The sequence below is a fragment of the Vibrio sp. 10N.261.52.A1 genome (genome assembly GCF_002876325.1).
Taxonomy (GTDB): Bacteria; Pseudomonadota; Gammaproteobacteria; order Enterobacterales; family Vibrionaceae; genus Vibrio; species Vibrio chagasii.
The window spans coordinates 1-3,288 of the sequence record NZ_MCYD01000888.1 but is presented as its reverse complement, the minus strand read 5'-3'; the positions used below and the strand labels follow the sequence as shown (position 1 = coordinate 3,288).

Below are 3,288 nucleotides of genomic sequence, written 5' to 3'. Positions count from 1 at the left end.
GGTATTTTTTATATGAATATTGCTCGTATAGACCTTAATTTACTTGTGTATTTAGACATGTTGCTACGTGAAAGAAACGTTACGCGAGCAGCGAATCAGCTGGGGATTACTCAGCCTGCAATGAGTAATGGACTGCGCCGATTACGCGATCTACTTGAGGATCCGTTGCTGGTCAGAACAAGTGAAGGAATGGTGCCAACCGAGCGCGCGCAAAAGTTGCAACCTTTGATTCGCAACATCTTGGCGAATGTAGAAAAGACCTTGCAACCGACGACGGAATTTAACGCAGAAGACAGTGAACGCGTATTTCGTATCATGGCGAGTGACTATGCTGAATCCACCATTATTCAGCCGCTATTAAGAAAGTTGAGTGAGATAGCGCCGAAAATACGCCTCGATATTATGACGCCAAGTGACGTGAGTTATCAGGATGTAGAGCAGGGTACCGTTGATATCATCATTAACCGCTTCGACGATATTCCTCAGTCTTTTCACCAGATGAGCCTTTGGCACGACGGCTTCTCTTGCCTATTCAGCTGCGACAATCCGATAGCTGACAATTTCGATATTCTTTCTTACTTAAAAGCGCAACACATTTGGGTGAGCAAAACCGGTATGGGTACGGGGGTCGGGATTAACCCAAGTGAAGCGCAGAAATTAGGGTGGATCGATGAAGCGCTAATGCGTATTGGTAAGACCCGAAACATTACTGTGTTCACTCGACATTACCTGTCAGCGATTCTATTCGCGCAACAGAAAAACCTGATCCTTACCATCCCAACCAAAGCAGCACAGCTGCAACGCAACAACCCTAAGTTATTGATCAAACCTGCTCCTTTTGCCATCGAACCTTTTGAAGTGAAGATGGCGTGGAGCCCGTTGTTACAAACCAATCCAGACCACCAGTGGATGCGTCGCTTGATAAAAAGTGTCGCCAATGAAATTGAAAGTGGTGTGACGGAATAACCCTATTTTTAGGGTATTTCTTTTGTGAATGTCCATTATAAGTGGCATAAATTAGCTAAATTTTCGTCAGTTACGTAAATTTAAGTGAGTAGTCAGTGATTAACTTGAGAGAGATTTTATGAGCAGTCGTATTCAACAGGGAAGCTTGAACATAGATAGCACCCTCTACCAACTAGTTAATGAACAGATCATCCCTGGCACGGGTATTCTTGCAGAAGACTTCTGGCAGTCATTTGCAACCATCCTCAAAGATCTGGCACCAAAGAATCGTGCATTGCTTATCAAGCGTGAAGATCTCCAACATCAAATCGATGTGTGGCACCAAGAGCGTGCTGGTCAAACACTGGATGCTGCAGAATATAAACAGTTCCTACAGCAGATCGGCTACCTAGTACCTGAAGGCGATGATTTCCAAGTAACGACTGCTAATGTTGAGCCTGAAATCGCAACGCAAGCAGGGCCGCAGCTTGTAGTGCCTATCATGAACGCGCGATTTGCACTTAACGCAGCAAACGCGCGCTGGGGCAGTCTATATGATGCGCTCTACGGCACAGACGTGATCAGCGAGAGTGATGGCGCAGAGAAAGGCGGTAGCTTCAATCCAGTACGTGGTGCCAAAGTGGTGAGCTATGCTCGTGGTTTCCTTGATGATGCCGCACCGCTCAATGGCGTTTCTCATAAAGACGTGACTAAATACAGCATCAGCAACGTGAGCATCGGCAACACGCTTACGGCGACTCTCGATAACGGCGAAGAAGTCACGCTAATCGACCGCAATCAATTTATTGGTTATCAAGGTGACGCTAGTGCGCCGTCTTGTATCCTGCTTAAACACAATAACCTTCATATCGAAATTCAAATCGATCCTAGTGCGCCAATCGGCAGCGTAGATGCAGCCGGTATTAAAGATGTGCTGGTGGAAGCTGCACTAACGACCATTATGGATTGCGAAGACTCAGTAGCCGCTGTTGATGGTGAAGATAAGGCACTGGCTTACCGTAACTGGTTAGGCTTGATGAAAGGTGACCTACAAGAGTCGCTAGAAAAAAATGGCAAGACCATTGTTCGTAGCCTGAATCCAGATCGCCAATACACCAGCGTAACGGGTGGTGAGATCTCGCTTAAAGGCCGAAGCATGTTGTTTGTTCGTAATGTTGGTCATTTAATGACGAACCCAGCGATTATTGATGATGAAGGGAATGAAGTCCCTGAAGGCATCATGGATGGCATGATTACTTCACTGATCGCTATGCACGATTTGAAAGGGAACAGTGCTTACCAAAACTCGACCGCTAACAGCATCAATATCGTAAAACCTAAGATGCACGGCCCTGAAGAAGTGGCATTTACCAATGAGCTTTTTGGTCGCATTGAAGACGCATTAGGTTTAGAACGCTTTACTATCAAAGTTGGCATTATGGATGAAGAGCGCCGAACCTCTGTGAACTTGAAAGAGTGTATCCGCGCCGCTAAAGATCGTGTTGTGTTCATCAACACAGGTTTCTTGGACCGAACGGGTGACGAGATTCATACGAGTATGGAAGCGGGTCCATTTGCTCCTAAAACACAACTGAAAACCATGACATGGATTGGCGCTTATGAAGATCAAAACGTTGATCTGGGCTTAGCTTGTGGCCTGCAAGGTAAAGCCCAAATTGGTAAAGGTATGTGGCCAGAACCAGACAACATGGCGAAGATGATGGATGCCAAAATTGGCCACCCACAAGCGGGTGCTAATACCGCTTGGGTTCCTTCGCCAACCGCGGCTACTTTGCACGCATTGCACTACCACAAGGTCAGTGTTCCAAGTCGCCAAAAAGAGCTACGCGAGCGTGTGAGAGCGAACGTTGACGATATCCTTACTATTCCTCTGCTGGGTAATCAAAAGCTGACTGCACAAGATATTCAAAATGAATTGGATAACAACACGCAAGGCATCCTAGGTTACGTAGTGCGTTGGATTGACCAAGGTGTAGGTTGTTCGAAAGTTCCTGATATTAATAACGTAGGACTTATGGAAGACCGTGCCACACTGCGTATTTCGAGCCAGCACATTGCAAACTGGTTACGCCATGGCATTTGCGATGAAGCCCAAGTGATGAAAACGATGAAGCGCATGGCTGCTGTTGTTGATGAGCAAAACGCTGGTGATCCAAGCTACCAGAATATGGCGCCTAATTTTGAAAACAGCATTGCGTTTTCTGCAGCGTGTCAGCTGGTGTTTGAAGGCTGTGCTCAGCCAAGCGGTTATACCGAGCCAGTACTCCACGCTATGCGCTTGAAACTCAAATCACTTAAATAGCTAAAAAACCGGATAATAAG

At 46.3% G+C, this 3,288-nt stretch carries 2 protein-coding genes; both read left to right on the top strand.

Going from position 1 to position 3,288, the window contains the following annotated elements:
- The first annotated feature begins 12 nt into the window (after positions 1-12).
- On the top strand, positions 13-966 hold the full coding sequence (locus tag BCT81_RS19145; protein WP_063525311.1) for a LysR family transcriptional regulator: 954 nt from the start codon (positions 13-15) through the stop codon (positions 964-966).
- Positions 967-1,084: 118 nt separating this feature from the next.
- Positions 1,085-3,268, top strand: coding sequence for a malate synthase G (locus BCT81_RS19140; RefSeq protein WP_102425488.1), 2,184 nt, complete (start codon positions 1,085-1,087; stop codon positions 3,266-3,268).
- The last annotated feature ends 20 nt before the right edge of the window (positions 3,269-3,288 follow it).

Excerpts from the sequence above, each read along its gene's own strand:
- BCT81_RS19140 (WP_102425488.1), top strand. The coding sequence starts at position 1,085 with ATGAGCAGTCGTATTCAACAGGGAAGCTTGAACATAGATAGCACCCTC.
- BCT81_RS19145 (WP_063525311.1), top strand. The coding sequence starts at position 13 with ATGAATATTGCTCGTATAGACCTTAATTTACTTGTGTATTTAGACATG.